Source organism: Micromonospora sp. CA-240977, assembly GCF_050942285.1.
GTDB lineage: Bacteria > Actinomycetota > Actinomycetes > Mycobacteriales > Micromonosporaceae > Micromonospora.
In genome coordinates this window covers 974,414-987,271 of sequence record NZ_CP192055.1, presented here as the reverse complement: position 1 = coordinate 987,271, position 12,858 = coordinate 974,414, and the positions used below count along the sequence as shown (strand labels likewise).

Below are 12,858 nucleotides of genomic sequence, written 5' to 3'. Positions count from 1 at the left end.
TCGCCGGGGCCCGCACCAGCGCGGATGCCGGCGGCGGGCGCGGCGGAACCGGCCGGGATGCATGCCCCCTGCGCGCACCCCGGCCGGTTGGGGTCACCGTCACCGGTCTGACGTGACCCCGACGGTGCGTGTCCGCCGCGGACGACGCACCGCGTCGGTGGTGCCGGTCGGCGGACCCACGCCCGCCGACCGACCTCAACCGGTACGTCGAACGAGCGTGCCGGTCGGGTGCCGCCCGGTGATCGGGGCGGCCGGCGCGCTGAACGACGAGCCGGTGTACGTGGTGCCGGGGCGGGCGACGGTGCTGGCCGAGCGGACGACGCCCGCCGGGGAGACCGACAGGGCGGAGGCGATCGCGGCCTGGGCGTCGCGGCGACGCCGGTTCCAGGCGCCCCGGTCGCCGTCGAAGTAGCCCTGCCGGTAGCCGAAGCGGTAACCGATGCGGTAGCTGAGCTGCCCGTGCAACCGGCCGGCCGCGTAGCTGGTCGCGCCGAGCACCAGGACGAGGAACACCGCGAGGAACGGGCTCATCGGGCGACCCCGCCCCGGCCCGGACGCCCGGTCATCGCTCCTCCGGCTCGATCGTCGTGGGATCCGCGACGAGCAGCCGGTCCAGGTCGTCGGTGCTGACCTCCTCGACCAGCTCGACGCTGATCCGGCAGCCGTCCAGCACGATCTCGGCCACCGAGGAGCGGCGGATCTCCCCGCCGGCGTCGTAGACCCGGACGCTCAGCTCCGGGCAGCCGAGATGGGTACGCCAGGCGTTCCACTCGGCGCGGTCGCCGACGCTCAGCGACAGGTAGCGGCAGCCTCGGGCGAGGTAGAGGCGCCAGGGGGCGGTCAGCCCCGCGGCCACCCCCTCGGCGATCAGCCCGAAGGCCTGGGCGCGGGTGGCGAGCTCGGTCACCACACCCCCTCGGAACCGGGGGCGTGACGCATGTGAGCACCAATCGTCTCATGCACGTGACACACCGTAGATTGTCCCATGGGCGTGACAGTATCAGCTTTTCGTCCGCTTACGCTCGCCACTACGGGCATCTATTCTGCCCGCGTGACACCCCTCAACAGTGGCGCTGAATCGTTTACCGGAAATCCGAAGATCCCGTCACGTATGCGTGACAGTGGCGAGCCGGGGCACGCGCTCGCCGCCGGCTGGCCGTACCGTCACGGGGTGACCGAGACGGCCAATGCGCGGAAGATCGCCTTCGCCACCTTCGTTCGCCGCGCCCTGGACGAGGCACGGGCGACCCGGGCCTGGAGTGGCACCGAGGTGTCCCGGCGCACCGGCGTCTCCCGGCAGACCATCAACCGGTGGGTCCGCGGCGACTGGGCCAGCGACCCGGAGGCCGAACGGGTGGTCGCCTTCTGCGAGGGCCTGGGGCTGAATCCCGCGGCCGCCTTCGCCGCGCTCGGCTGGGACCGCACCGCGGCCGGCCCCCGCGGCGGCCAGCCCGCCCCTCCGATGGACCCGGACGTGGAGGCTCTGCTGCGCCGTCTGGTCGATCCGAACGTCTCGGACGCGGAGAAGTTCCACATCCGCGAAACCATCAGATATCTCGCATACCGCCCAACGTTGCCGGTCGATGTCCGAAATAGAGGCAATCAAGCAGGGTAGTTCCTCAGATGGCGAAAGAACGCCCGGTCGGGTTTATTCGTTTGCCTCCGGGGCCGGAACGGGCACGCTAGCGTCCCTATTCGTACTGCTTGGGCTCGTCATCGGCGGGGGGACGGGACAAGGCCGAACCCAGCCCTGCGGGACAAAAGGAGGGGTCTGTCCATGACCCTGAAGTGGTTGGCAGTCGTGGTCGCGACGGTGTCGATAACACTGTGGGCGACCGGCAACGCGGTGACCCTCGCGGTCAACGGCGGGCAGCTTCCGCTGCTCGTCAACCTCTTTGTGCTCATCACCGCCGGCACCGCGGTCATCCTGGCCGTCGTCGCCGAGCTGCACGAGCGAATGAACGACCGGATCAGCGCGCTCACCGAGTTCCTGGTGGCACGGCTCAACGAGATCGAGAACCACACCGGCGATCGCAACACCGGGTTCGTGGAGGGCTACCTGTTGAGCCACGGCCAGGACGCCGCGGTGGTGCCGTTCGGTCGGCGTGGACGAGGAGCCGCCGAACGCTGATCGCCTACCCCGCGACGGGTCCACTCGGCCAGGAATGAGCCTCCATCGCCGGGGTACGCTGACGCGCGTGCCGCCGTTGAATCTGGGCAATCACCAGCCGAGAACCCCGTTGAACGCCGACCAGGCCTGGCGGACCACCGCCAGCCGGGCGGCCGGGACCGTGCTCTTCTTCGACTTCGACGGCACGCTAGCGCCCGTCGACGACGATCCGACCGCGGTACGCCCGGCGCCCAAGGCGTTGGCCGCGATCGAGGCGCTGGCCCCGGTCGTGCAGCGGGTCGCGATCGTCTCCGCCCGGCCCGTCGAGTTCCTTCGGGATCAGCTCGGCGGGCTCACCGGCGTGGACCTCTACGGCCTCTACGGGCTGGAGCACAGCCACTCCGGCGGGGAGACCGTCACCGAGCCGGCCGCGCTGCCCTGGGTGCCGACCATGGCGGAGCTGGCCGACCTCGCCCGAGCGGAGCTGCCGCCCGGCACGCTCGTGGAATACAAGCGGCTCTCCGTCGCACTGCACTGGCGTACCGCCCCACAGCTCGGCTCGACTGTGCAGCAGTGGGGGCAGGCGCAGGCCGACCGGCTGGGGCTGCGCGTCCAGGCCGGGCGGATGGTGCTGGAGCTCAAACCGCCTGTCGACAGGGACAAGGGCATGGTGATCGGCGAGGCGATCAAGGGCGCCACCGGCGCCTGGTACTTCGGTGACGACGTCTCGGACATCAAGGCCTTCGCCGCGCTGCGCGCCCGCGCCGCCGCCGACCCGGACTTCCTCGGCGTCTGCGTGGCCGTGGCCAACCCGGAGACCGGCCACGAGGTGGCCAACGCCGCCGACCTGACGATCGAGTCCCCGGCCGCCCTGGGCGACTTCCTCACCCAGGCGCTGACCCACCTGCCCTGACGACCGGCCGCGCGGGCGACAGACTCGTCGCCCGCCGCCGGCTCAGGCGCCGTAGCGGCGTTGCCTGGTCGCGTACGAGCGCAGTGCGCGCAGGAAGTCGATGTGCCGGAAATCCGGCCAGTTGAGCTCGCAGAAGTAGAACTCCGAGTGCGCGGACTGCCAGAGCATGAAGCCGGACAGCCGCTGCTCCCCGCTGGTGCGGATGACCAGGTCGGGATCGGGCTGGCCACGGGTGTAGAGGTGCTCGGCGATGTGCTCGACGTCCAGCACCTCGGCCAACTCCTCGATCGTGCCGCCGGAGGCGGCGTGCTCCAACAGCAGCGAGCGGACCGCGTCGGTGATCTCCCGGCGACCGCCGTAGCCCACCGCGATGTTGACCTCCGCGCCGCCGCTGCGCTCGCGGGTGCGTTCCTCGGCGCCCTTGAGCGCCGCAGCGGTCTGCGCCGGCAGCAGGTCGAGAGCCCCGACGATGCGCAACCGCCAGGGGTTGCCCTCCTCGGCCAGCTCCACCACCAGATCCTCAATGATCTGGAGGAGAGGGTCCAGCTCACTGGCCGGTCGGCGCAGGTTGTCGGTGGCCAGCAGGTAGAGGGTCACATGCCCGATGCCGGCCTGGTCACACCAGCCGAGGACATGCTTGATCTTGGCCGCGCCGACCCGGTGCCCGTCGTTCGGGTCGACGAAGCCCATCTCCCTCGCCCAGCGGCGGTTGCCGTCGCACATCACCCCGACGTGCCGGGGCACCGGCTTACCCGCGAGCTTCGCCGTGAGCCGGCGCTCGTACACGGAGTAGATAAGGTCCCGCAGCGTCATCACCTAGCAGCGTAGCGACCCTTCGACCAGATCACCGCCTCGGAGCCCCATCCCCGCCCGGCAGACCGATGCCGATCATCGCCAGCGTACGGGCGGTGAGACGTCCGTCACCCAGTCCGAGCTCCACCACGTCGTAGAACACCCGGTCGTCGCGCCGGGCAGCCCGGACCGCTGCGTCCACCACTCGACGACGCCGCGCCAACCAGGCCGCGACCGAGCTGTGCCGCAGGTGGGTGCCGAGGCGGCGGCGCAACCCGTGCGCGTACCGGCCGGCTGCCGCATCGGGGGCCTGGGCCGCCGCCGCACCGGCGAGCGCACCGGAGAGCAACGCGTAGAAGATGCCCTCCCCGGTGAACGGATTGATCAGTGACAGGGCGTCCCCGGCCAGCAACGTGCGGCCACGTCCCGGTGTCGGCCGGTGGGTGGACAGCGGCAGGTGATGGGCCCGCAACGCGGTCACCGTTCCCAGGTCGGTGCCGGGCAGCAGCGCGGCCAGCCGGTCCAGCAGGTACGCGCGGCTCAGCGGCTCACCGCGCAGCACCTCCCCGTACCCGACGTTCGCCCGTCCGTCGCCGATCGGGAACGACCAGGCGTACGCCGGCCAGCGGGCCTTCGAGGTGACGATGAGCTGCTCGGACGGGCCGGGCAGCGCCGGCGCGTACCCCCGGATGGCCAGCGCCAGATGCCGGTCGGGATTCTGCGGGTGGCCGAGCGCCCGACGCACCACCGAACCGGCGCCGTCGGCGCCCACCACCACCCGGCCGGACAACTCCCCGTCGAGCACCACCCGGTCGGCGCGCGGCTCGACCCGGCGCACGGTGTGCCGGCGCAACTGCGCGCCGGCCGCCACCGCGGCCGCCACCAGCCGCGCGTCGAAGACCTCTCGGGGCACGGTGTACGCGGGTCGGGGCAGCGCCCGGGCCACGGCCCCGCCGCCCGGCGCGATCATGCGCAACGCGGGCAGCGGCGCGTAGCCCGCCACCGCCTCGGTCACCCCCAGCTCGGACAGCACGTCCACCGAGTGCGCGGCGATCCCGTCGCCACACGCCTTGTCCCGGGGAAAGTCGGCCCGGTCCAGCAGCAGCACGCTGGCGCCCGCCCGGCGGGCCGTCAACGCGGCGGCCGCCCCGGCCGGACCCGCTCCCACCACCACCACGTCGAACTCGTCGCTCACCGCGCCTCCCTCCGACAAACGCGGCGCGGCCCTGCCGTTCCCGCACCGCCCCGACGACCCACCTGCGGCCGCCGTCCACGCCGACCGCTGTGACCGACGCCACCCGCCATCCTGCCCGTTGTCCGCCCGCGCAGGCCGCTCCCGCACGGCACCGCTTTCGGTCTTCGGCAAAGAGCACCGGCTAGCCACGGACCGGCACGCCTGTCCGCGCGCCTGTAGACCTGCCCCATATCCGGGGCGCCGACCCTCCCCGGAAGCGACCGACACCACGCCGGGACGCGCCCACCACCCGGACGCGCCCACCACCCCGGAGCGACCACCCGGGGCGGCCACTCCGGCCGGTCCTCTGGAGCGCGTCCGCATGATCGCGCTCGAACCAGGAAGTAGTGGTGTCGGCATATCGATGAGGCCACTACTTCCCGGTTCGAGCACGATCGTGGCGCGGCGCGGCGCGGCGCGGGGCAGCGCGGGACGGCGCGCGGCGCGGGGCAGCGCGGGGCGCGGCGCGGCGCGGCGCGCGGACGTGGGACGCACGGGCGTGGGACGCACGGGCGTGGGACGCACGGGCGTGGGACGCACGAACGTGGGGTGGCGCGGGCGTGGGGTGGCGCGGGCGTGGGGTGGGGTGGCGCGGATCTGGGACGCACGGGCGCTGGCGCGGCGCAGGCGTGGGACGCACGAACGTGGGATGGGGTGGCGCGGACCTGGGACGCACGGGCGCCGGCGCGGCGCGGGACGCACGGACGTGGGGCGGCGCGGACGTAGGGCGGCCAGGGACGCACGGGCGCGGGCCGCGACGTACGCCGCGGCCCATATCTGGGGCAGCTCTACAGCGTGCGGCTACCTGGTGGTGGCCCCAGGCCGCGAGACGGTCGACCGAGACGGCCGACCGGTGGGGCTGGGGGTTTGTGCCGCGGTCAGGTCGAAACGGCGTCGGGGGCGCGGGACGCGCGGCGTAGGCCGTAGAGCGTCAGCGCCGCGGCGGCGAGTAGCGGGGCGCCGTCCCGGACCAGGCCGTCCACTCCCAGCAGCCACCAGCACAGCGGCAGGTCCACGGCGAGCACGACCAGGGTGACGCCGAGCAGCAGACCCCGCGCCCAGTCCTTGCCGCGCATCAGGAACGCGGTGCAGAACAGCACCGCGTAGCTGGCCGCGATGCCGGCACCGAACCAGAACAGCACGGCCGGTAACGCGGTCAGCCGACCGTCCAGGATGGAGCCACCGGCCACCAGGGCCGGCACCAGCATCAGTGGGCTGTAGGTGAACGCCGCCACTCGACTGGTCAACAGCCAGGCGTTCGCCTCCGGCCGGCGCGGCGGGGTTTCCCGCCAGGAGAAACCAGCCCGGTCGATGACCAGCCGGGGCCGGTGCCGGACGAGATGCCCGGCCAGCGCCGACGAGCGGTACAGCAGCCAGACCACCGCCACGCAGAGCGCGGTCAGCACGGCGAAGCCGAGAAGGCCGGGCAGCGGCGGCACCCCCTGCCGGGGCACGATCAACCGGCCGACCGCGAAGACCGTGGTGACCGCGAGGATCAGCCCGAACGGGCGCGCCGCCGTCCGACCCCGGCGTACGTGCCCGATCAGCAGCAGGAAGCCGAACGAGCGCAGCATCGCCCAGCCGGTGCGCACCGCCAGACCGAAGCCCTGCTCCGGGGCGTACCACCAGTTGAGCAGCTCGACCGCGACGGTGGCCCCCGCCGTCGTCGCGAGCAGGATGGTGAGCACCCGGACGGCGGACGGCCGCCGGACCTCGGTCTCGGCGGCCGTCCTCATGGAATCCGATGTTGCCCGCGAAGGCTCTCGTTCACACCTACCGCTGCGGCTGCGCGGCGTCCAGGCGGGCGCGCAGCGCGTCCAACTCGGCCCAGAGCACGCCCGGCAGCTTGTCACCGAACTTCTCGAACCACTCGGTGATCATCGGCAGCTCGTTGCGCCACTCGTCCGGGTCGACCTTGAGCGCGATCCGGACGTCCTCCGGGGTCATGTCCAGGCCCTCGACGTCCAGGGCGTCCGGCGCGGGGACCATGCCCACCGGGGTCTCGACCGCGTCGGCGGTGCCCTCGATCCGCTCGACGACCCACTTGAGCACCCGGGAGTTCTCCCCGAAGCCCGGCCAGAGGAACGAGCCGTCCGGGTCCTTGCGGAACCAGTTGACGTAGTAGATCTTCGGCAGCTTCGCCTCGTCGCCGTCGGTGCCCTTGCCCATCTCGATCCAGTGCCGGAAGTAGTCGCCCGCGTGGTAGCCGATGAACGGCAGCATCGCCATCGGGTCCCGCCGGACCACGCCGACCGCGCCGGACGCGGCAGCCGTCGTCTCCGACGACAGCGTCGCACCCATGTAGACGCCGTGCACCCAGTCGCGGGCCTCGGTCACCAGCGGAATGGTGTCCTTGCGGCGACCACCGAAGAGGATCGCGTCGATCGGCACGCCGTTGGGGTCGAAGTACTCGTCGGCGAGGATCGGGCACTGGGTGATCGGGGTGCAGAACCGGCTGTTCGCGTGCGAGGAGAGACCCTCGCTCTCCGGCGTCCAGTCGTTGCCCTTCCAGTCGATCAGGTGCGCCGGCGGCTCACCCATGCCCTCCCACCAGATGTCACCGTCGTCGGTGAGGCCCACGTTGGTGAAGATGGAGTTGCCCCGGTCCAGCGTGCGCATGGCGTTGGCATTGGTCTTCCAGTCGGTGCCGGGCGCGACACCGAACAGGCCGTACTCCGGGTTGACCGCGTAGAGGCGGCCGTCCGGGCCGAACCGCATCCAGGCGATGTCGTCGCCGATGGTCTCGACCTTCCAACCGGGGATGGTCGGCTCCACCATGGCCAGGTTGGTCTTGCCGCAGGCCGAGGGGAACGCGCCGGCGATGTGGTGGACCTTCCCCTCCGGAGAGGTGATCTTGAGGATCAGCATGTGCTCGGCGAGCCAGCCCTCGTCGCGACCCATCACGCTGGCGATCCGCAGGGAGTAGCACTTCTTGCCGAGCAGCGAGTTGCCGCCGTAACCGGAGCCGTACGACCAGATCTCCCGGCTCTCCGGGAAGTGCGAGATGTACTTGGTGTCGTTGCACGGCCAGGAGACGTCCTGCTGGCCGGGGGCGAGCGGAGCGCCGATCGAGTGCAACGCGTGCACGAAGTCCGCGTCGTCGCCCATCGCCTCGAGAACACGGGTGCCCATCCGCGTCATGATGCGCATCGAGGCGACCACGTACGGGCTGTCCGTGATCTCGACGCCGAACATCGGGGACTCGGCCTCGACCGGGCCCATGACGAACGGGATGACGTACATGGTCCGGCCCCGCATCGAGCCGCGGTACAGCTCGGTCATCGTCCGCTTCATCTCCGCCGGCGCCATCCAGTTGTTGGTGGGGCCGGCGTCCGCCTCGTCGACGGAGCAGATGAAGGTGCGTTCCTCGACCCGGGCGACGTCCGTCGGGTCGGTACGCGCGTAGAACGAGTTGGGCTTCTTCTCCGGGTTCAGCCGGATCAGTGTGCCGGCCTCGACCAGCTCGTCGGTGAGCCGGCGCCACTCCTCGTCGGACCCGTCCACCCAGACGACCCGGTCGGGGGTGGTCAGTTCCGCGACCTCACGGACCCAGGCGAGCAGTTTCGGATGGGACGTCGGGGCTTGATCAATACCCCGCACAACAGCCGGAGCAACCATGACACATCTCCTTGTGGTCGACGCTGACCGATCTATGGGATGCACGAGACTCAGCGGCGCGATGCGTCGCCTTCGTGGAAACCTGGGATTGGCCTCAGCGTAAACCGGGCAGCCTTCCGAGTCAGTGGGACTGGTTGTGAAGAACTGCACAAGCTACGGCCACGCTGCGGCATCACGATCTGATACCCGCTTTCCTGCGCAGTTTCACGCAAATCTTGTTGTGCACCCCGGCGGACGCTTGTCGCGGTCGGGCCGTGGACCTGCCCCGCCGACCGGTGCGTGGATTCCCGTTCCGAGGCACGTCAGTCCTCCCAATTGGTTACGCTGCGTACAACGATTTCGCACACGGTGATCAGCTGCGTCGGGCGACCACGCCCGCTTGCCGTAGCTACCCCGCTGACTGGCCCCGAGCCGGTAGGCTCGCTCCGTGGCCGCCACGATGACCGGGGAGCAACCGGGTCCCCGGCAGACCCGACAGGGTCTGGTTGGCAAGCTGCTGGACCGCTTCGGTCACCTTGTCCGCGAGATGAGCAAGTTCGCCACAGTGGGTGGCGTCGCCTTCCTCGTCGACTTCGCGCTCTTCAACTATCTGACGAGCACACGCGACGTCGAGGAGTTGACGGCGAAAACGATCTCCACCATCATCGCGGCCACCGTCGCCTTCGTGGGCAACCGATTCTGGACCTGGCGGCACCGCCAGCGCAGCAATCCGGCCCGCGAGTACGCGCTGTTCTTCTTCTTCAACGTCGTCGGCCTCGGCATCGCGGTGGCCTGCCTCGCGATCAGCCGGTACGGGCTCGGCAGCGTCTGGCCGACCGTCTTCGAGACGCGCCTGGCCGACAACGTCGCCAGCTACATCGTCGGCACCGGCCTCGGCACGCTGTTCCGATTCTGGTCGTACCGGCGGTTCGTCTTCGTCGAAGCGGGAACCCCGACCCTTCCGCAGGTAAGACCCGACCCCGATCGCAGGGCGTGACCTGCCGCTCACCCCGTTTGGCCGGTGATCGCCGGCCACACCGACTGCCCTAAGGTGTTTCGCATGCGTCTTGTCCGTCTGCTGCCTGAGCGCTGGCAGAAGTTCATCCACGAGGCGCTCAAGTTCGGCATCGTCGGTGGCATCAACACCGTCATCAATTACGCGGTGTTCAATGCCCTTGCACTGACCGTTTTCGTCAATGGTCAGCTGAAGGCGACGGTGATTGCGACAGTCGTCGCCACGATCACGTCGTACCTCATGAATCGGCACTGGACGTACCGGGATCGCCCGAAGTCGGCGCTGCGCCGGGAGTACGTCCTGTTCTTCCTGTTCAACGGGGCTGGCCTGCTCATCGAGCTGGGCGCCGTGGCGGCGGCCAAGTACGGCCTCGGGGTCCACGGCCTGCTGGCGCTGAACGTGGCCAAGACCGCCGGTGTCCTGCTGGCCACGCTGTTCCGGTTCTGGTCGTACCGGACCTTCGTCTTCCAGCCCGTCACCGTCGACGACGAGACGAAGCCCGAGCCCAGCTGGCACGACATCCCGCGCGACGAGTGGGACACCATGGCGGGGATGGACCCGGTCGCCGAGCTGGCCGAATCCGTCTCGGAGCTGGAAGAGTCGGAGTCCGCGCGAAGCGCCGAAGCACCGCCCGGCGCGCCCGCCCAGGGCCGCCCCCGGTTGAGCGTCAGCCCCGCCGCCGACCTGGACGCGGAACTCGCCGCGGAGTTGCACGTCAGCACTCGCCGCGCGCCCCGCCGGTGACGACACCCGACGCCCGCTCCGGCACCGGGCAACCCGCCGAGCTGTTCTTCGAGGATCTTGTCCCAGGGCTCACCGTCGACCTCGGTGTGGTGACCGTGGATGGCGACGAGATGGTCGCCTTCGCCCGCCGCTTCGACCCGCAGTGGTACCACGTCGATGCCGACCTGGCCGGGGCCAGCCGGCACGGTGGGCTGATCGCCAGCGGCTTCTACACGGTCAGTCTGTTCATGCGCGCGTACGTCGACCACCTGCTGTCCCGGGCGGCCGCGGACGCGTCCCCCGGCCTGGAGGAGCTGCGCTGGCTCGCCCCCGTGCGCGCCGGCGACCGGCTCGCCGTTCGGGTCGACGTGATGGGCGCCCGACCGTCGACCGCCCGCCCGGGGCTCGGCACCGTCAGCCTCACCGGCACCATGCTGCGTCTCGGTCCGGACGCCCGGCCCGAGCAGGAGGTGCTGCGGACCCGCTTCCGTGGCTGGTTCGCCGTCCGCCCGGCCGAGGCCGATCCCACCGAGGCCGATCCGACCGGGACCGACCTGATCGAGGCCGCCCCGACCGGGATGGACCCGACCGGGACCGAACCCACCGAGGGCGAGCCGGCCGGGAGCGGACCGTCCGACGGCGGCCCGTCGGCGAGTGGGCCGGCCGAGGCGGGCCCGTCCGAGGTCGGCCCCGAACGGCCCAAAAACGCCCCACCGCGGGCCGAACCACCCGGCTGACCCGCCCCGACACACCGCGGCCGGGGCGGGCCTCGACCGCTGTCGACCGGATCAGGTAGTGGTGTCCCGCAGCGGCTTGCCGTCCTGCATGTCGGCGAGGATGTCGCGCATCTCCCCGTCACCGAGCGAGTGCCTGTCGTGCTGTGCCTCGACCAGCTCGTACAGGGTGGTCTGCACCTTCCCGACATTCGGCACGTCGGCGAGCACCGACTGCCCGCGTTCACCGGCCGACTCGATGGTGAGCGTGCCGCAGCCGAGCAGGCGCTCGACGAACCGCTGGTTCATCGAGTGGTCGTTGACCCGGGTGAGCGGAAGGTCCCGCCGGTCACGGGAGAAGACACCCTGCTGGATCAGCACCCGCTCGTTGGTGAACAGGTAGTGCGTGGTGCGCCAGACCAGGAACGGCCACAGCCCGAGCCAGAGGACCCCGACCAGGGCGATCACTCCGATCACGGCCAGCGCTACCGAACCGCCACCACTCTCGGGCAGCAGGAGCACACCGACCACCACCGCGGCGATGGCCAGCACCAGCACCACGATCGGCCGAATCAGCGCCTTCCAGTGCGGGTGCAGATGGAGCACGACATGCTCGTCTTCGGTGAGCACGTCTTCAGGGAACGCCACGACAACCTCCATCGCCATTTTTCCGACGCGCAGACCGTAAACCCCCAGGCCCCACCACAACATCCGCCACGCGGCCCCACCCGAGTCTTCACGATCTTGCGCTCCGGTCGCCGCTCGGTGGCCTCCACCCGTTCGACCCGGGCCCGCGCCCCCGGGACCCGGATCGGCTGGTCAGCGCAGGTGCAGGACGTCGCCGGCCGCGAGCGTACGGGCGCCCGTCGCGGTGGTGAGCTGGAGTTGGCCGTCCGGGTCCACTCCGGTGGCGGTGCCGGTCACTGTCGTGCCGTCGGGGAGCAGGACGCGTACCTCACGGCCGACCGTCGCGCACGCCGCCAGGTAGGCGTCGCGCAGGCCGCTGGCCACCGCGTCGCCACCGGCCGAGCGCCAGCGGTCGTACCAGTCGGCGACCGACCGCAGCAGTGCCCGCAGCAGCGGGTCCCGGTCGGTCGCCGCCGCGCCGGCCAACTGCAACGAGGTGGCCGGCAGCCCGGTCGGGTTCACCGGCAGCTCGTCGGCGCGCAGCGTCACGTTGAGCCCGATGCCGAGCACGATCGCCGGCGGTTGGTCCGGTGCCCGACCGGGCACCGCCTCGGCCAACACCCCCGCGCACTTCGCGCCGTCGATAAGCAGGTCGTTTGGCCACTTCAGGGTGGCGTCCAGCTCGGCCAGCAGGGCCACCGCCTCGACCAGCGCCACGCCGGCCAGCAACGGCAGCCACCCGTACCCGGTGGGTGGCACGGGCAGCCAGTCGCGGTCCGGCACGGCCGCGCCGGGCCGCAGCAGCACGCTTGTCGCGATGCCGGCCCGGGGTGGCGACTGCCAGACCCGACCGCGCCGGCCACGCCCGGCGGTCTGCCGCTCGGCCACCACGACCAGGCCCTCGGGTTCGCCGGCCCGGGCCGCCTCGGCCACGTCGGCGTTTGTGGAGCCGGTCTCGGCGCGCAGCTCCAGTCGGGCCCACGGCCCGTTGGGCGCGACAAGCGCGCGGCGCAGCCGGGCCGCCGACAGCGGAGGGCGGTCCAGATCGGTGTACGGGGAGCCCGACATTCCGCCAGCCTACGGCGGTGGTGGCGCCGACACTGAGGGGTACTGCACAGCGGCACCGACCTGAAC

General features: G+C 71.4%; 14 protein-coding genes. 6 read left to right on the top strand and 8 right to left on the bottom strand.

Annotated elements, in window-relative coordinates:
* Positions 1–195 precede the first annotated feature (195 nt).
* Positions 196–531, bottom strand: coding sequence for a hypothetical protein (locus tag ACQPWW_RS04765; protein WP_357076516.1), 336 nt, complete (start codon positions 529–531; stop codon positions 196–198).
* Positions 532–562: 31 nt separating this feature from the next.
* The gene (locus ACQPWW_RS04760; protein WP_354995764.1) at positions 563–907 is read right to left on the bottom strand and encodes a hypothetical protein; all 345 of its coding nucleotides are present in this window, start codon (positions 905–907) and stop codon (positions 563–565) included.
* 264 nt (positions 908–1,171) lie between these two features.
* Here ACQPWW_RS04760 and ACQPWW_RS04755 point away from each other — a divergent pair, with 264 nt between their 5' ends.
* From ACQPWW_RS04755 to otsB, 3 genes are all read left to right on the top strand, one after another.
* Positions 1,172–1,615 (top strand): XRE family transcriptional regulator, encoded by a 444-nt coding sequence (locus ACQPWW_RS04755; protein WP_357241648.1) that lies wholly within the window; start codon positions 1,172–1,174, stop codon positions 1,613–1,615.
* A 162-nt stretch (positions 1,616–1,777) separates the two neighbouring features.
* A complete protein-coding gene (locus tag ACQPWW_RS04750) occupies positions 1,778–2,131 on the top strand; it encodes a hypothetical protein (RefSeq protein WP_433129492.1) in 354 nt (117 codons plus the stop codon).
* 67 nt (positions 2,132–2,198) lie between these two features.
* The gene (otsB, locus tag ACQPWW_RS04745; protein WP_433129490.1) at positions 2,199–3,023 is read left to right on the top strand and encodes a trehalose-phosphatase; all 825 of its coding nucleotides are present in this window, start codon (positions 2,199–2,201) and stop codon (positions 3,021–3,023) included.
* Between the two features lie 42 nt (positions 3,024–3,065).
* Here otsB and ACQPWW_RS04740 read toward each other — a convergent pair whose 3' ends face one another.
* The 4 genes from ACQPWW_RS04740 to ACQPWW_RS04725 all read right to left on the bottom strand — a co-directional run bounded on the left by ACQPWW_RS04740 (position 3,066) and on the right by ACQPWW_RS04725 (position 8,667).
* Positions 3,066–3,836, bottom strand: a complete 771-nt coding sequence (locus ACQPWW_RS04740) for an isoprenyl transferase (RefSeq protein WP_433129488.1) — start codon at positions 3,834–3,836, stop codon at positions 3,066–3,068.
* A 31-nt stretch (positions 3,837–3,867) separates the two neighbouring features.
* Positions 3,868–5,028 (bottom strand): NAD(P)/FAD-dependent oxidoreductase, encoded by a 1,161-nt coding sequence (locus ACQPWW_RS04735; protein ID WP_433129486.1) that lies wholly within the window; start codon positions 5,026–5,028, stop codon positions 3,868–3,870.
* Positions 5,029–5,927: 899 nt separating this feature from the next.
* Positions 5,928–6,785, bottom strand: coding sequence for a hypothetical protein (locus ACQPWW_RS04730; RefSeq protein WP_433129484.1), 858 nt, complete (start codon positions 6,783–6,785; stop codon positions 5,928–5,930).
* Between the two features lie 37 nt (positions 6,786–6,822).
* Positions 6,823–8,667, bottom strand: coding sequence for a phosphoenolpyruvate carboxykinase (GTP) (locus ACQPWW_RS04725; protein ID WP_433129482.1), 1,845 nt, complete (start codon positions 8,665–8,667; stop codon positions 6,823–6,825).
* Positions 8,668–9,106: 439 nt separating this feature from the next.
* Here ACQPWW_RS04725 and ACQPWW_RS04720 point away from each other — a divergent pair, with 439 nt between their 5' ends.
* The 3 genes from ACQPWW_RS04720 to ACQPWW_RS04710 all read left to right on the top strand — a co-directional run bounded on the left by ACQPWW_RS04720 (position 9,107) and on the right by ACQPWW_RS04710 (position 11,121).
* A complete protein-coding gene (locus tag ACQPWW_RS04720; protein ID WP_433134146.1) occupies positions 9,107–9,643 on the top strand; it encodes a GtrA family protein in 537 nt (178 codons plus the stop codon).
* A 63-nt stretch (positions 9,644–9,706) separates the two neighbouring features.
* Positions 9,707–10,405, top strand: coding sequence for a GtrA family protein (locus ACQPWW_RS04715; RefSeq protein WP_433129480.1), 699 nt, complete (start codon positions 9,707–9,709; stop codon positions 10,403–10,405).
* Entirely contained in the window at positions 10,402–11,121 is a 720-nt protein-coding gene (locus ACQPWW_RS04710) for a MaoC/PaaZ C-terminal domain-containing protein (RefSeq protein ID WP_433129477.1), read from the top strand. The genes ACQPWW_RS04715 and ACQPWW_RS04710 overlap by 4 nt, the downstream gene beginning before the upstream one ends.
* A 51-nt stretch (positions 11,122–11,172) precedes the next feature.
* Here the strand turns inward: ACQPWW_RS04710 and ACQPWW_RS04705 are convergent, their stop codons facing one another.
* Both ACQPWW_RS04705 and ACQPWW_RS04700 read right to left on the bottom strand, forming a co-directional pair.
* Positions 11,173–11,745 carry a PH domain-containing protein gene (locus tag ACQPWW_RS04705; protein ID WP_433129475.1) on the bottom strand — a complete coding sequence of 191 codons (573 nt, stop codon included), beginning with the start codon at positions 11,743–11,745 and terminating at the stop codon, positions 11,173–11,175.
* A gap of 171 nt (positions 11,746–11,916) precedes the next feature.
* Positions 11,917–12,792 (bottom strand): biotin--[acetyl-CoA-carboxylase] ligase, encoded by an 876-nt coding sequence (locus tag ACQPWW_RS04700; protein ID WP_433129473.1) that lies wholly within the window; start codon positions 12,790–12,792, stop codon positions 11,917–11,919.
* Positions 12,793–12,858 lie beyond the last annotated feature (66 nt).

What these genes read in the sequence shown, in the direction of transcription:
- ACQPWW_RS04730 (WP_433129484.1), bottom strand. Translation starts at nt 6,785, where the DNA reads ATGAGGACGGCCGCCGAGACCGAGGTCCGGCGGCCGTCCGCCGTCCGG.
- ACQPWW_RS04700 (WP_433129473.1), bottom strand. Translation starts at nt 12,792, where the DNA reads ATGTCGGGCTCCCCGTACACCGATCTGGACCGCCCTCCGCTGTCGGCG.
- ACQPWW_RS04765 (WP_357076516.1), bottom strand. Translation starts at nt 531, where the DNA reads ATGAGCCCGTTCCTCGCGGTGTTCCTCGTCCTGGTGCTCGGCGCGACC.
- ACQPWW_RS04715 (WP_433129480.1), top strand. Translation starts at nt 9,707, where the DNA reads ATGCGTCTTGTCCGTCTGCTGCCTGAGCGCTGGCAGAAGTTCATCCAC.
- ACQPWW_RS04750 (WP_433129492.1), top strand. Translation starts at nt 1,778, where the DNA reads ATGACCCTGAAGTGGTTGGCAGTCGTGGTCGCGACGGTGTCGATAACA.
- ACQPWW_RS04740 (WP_433129488.1), bottom strand. Translation starts at nt 3,836, where the DNA reads ATGACGCTGCGGGACCTTATCTACTCCGTGTACGAGCGCCGGCTCACG.
- ACQPWW_RS04725 (WP_433129482.1), bottom strand. Translation starts at nt 8,667, where the DNA reads ATGGTTGCTCCGGCTGTTGTGCGGGGTATTGATCAAGCCCCGACGTCC.
- ACQPWW_RS04720 (WP_433134146.1), top strand. Translation starts at nt 9,107, where the DNA reads ATGACCGGGGAGCAACCGGGTCCCCGGCAGACCCGACAGGGTCTGGTT.